The organism is Bacillus sp. HY001, from assembly GCF_007558965.1.
Taxonomy (GTDB): domain Bacteria; phylum Bacillota; class Bacilli; order Bacillales; family Bacillaceae_G; genus Bacillus_A; species Bacillus_A mobilis.
In genome coordinates this window covers 1-355 of sequence record NZ_VLTE01000371.1, presented here as the reverse complement: position 1 = coordinate 355, position 355 = coordinate 1, and the positions used below count along the sequence as shown (strand labels likewise).

The window sequence follows — 355 nt, the reverse complement described above, 5'->3', positions numbered from 1 at the left end:
TCAAATTCTGTTATATATCCATATAAAGTAGCAGGGGAGAGCATTGCTTTCATTTCTATATATTCTACTACATACCAGGGCATATTTTTTTTGTGCTTTTCGACAAGTGATTTAAAGCGTTCTTTTTCTTTGTTACTCATTTTATACACCTCTAATACTTTGGAGTATTATACTGATTTACTTTTGGGAAATTCCCAATTAGATTTTTTTAATTCGGGATGAATTTTTTGGATAATTAATTCTGCTTTCATCATTATCTCTTCAAAACTCTCCGTTAAAAAGTCAAACTTCCATTTATATAGGGAGTTATATACTCTAGGTATTGATTGCCTACGAGCAATATTTCCCTTAATTT

General features: G+C 29.9%; 2 pseudogenes. Both read right to left on the bottom strand.

The features are described 5' to 3' along the window. Positions 1-140, bottom strand: a pseudogene (locus FOT98_RS33230) (tyrosine recombinase XerS); the annotation flags it as partial. Positions 141-167: 27 nt separating this feature from the next. Continuing rightward, a pseudogene (locus FOT98_RS32800) lies at positions 168-355 on the bottom strand (PD-(D/E)XK nuclease family protein); the annotation flags it as partial.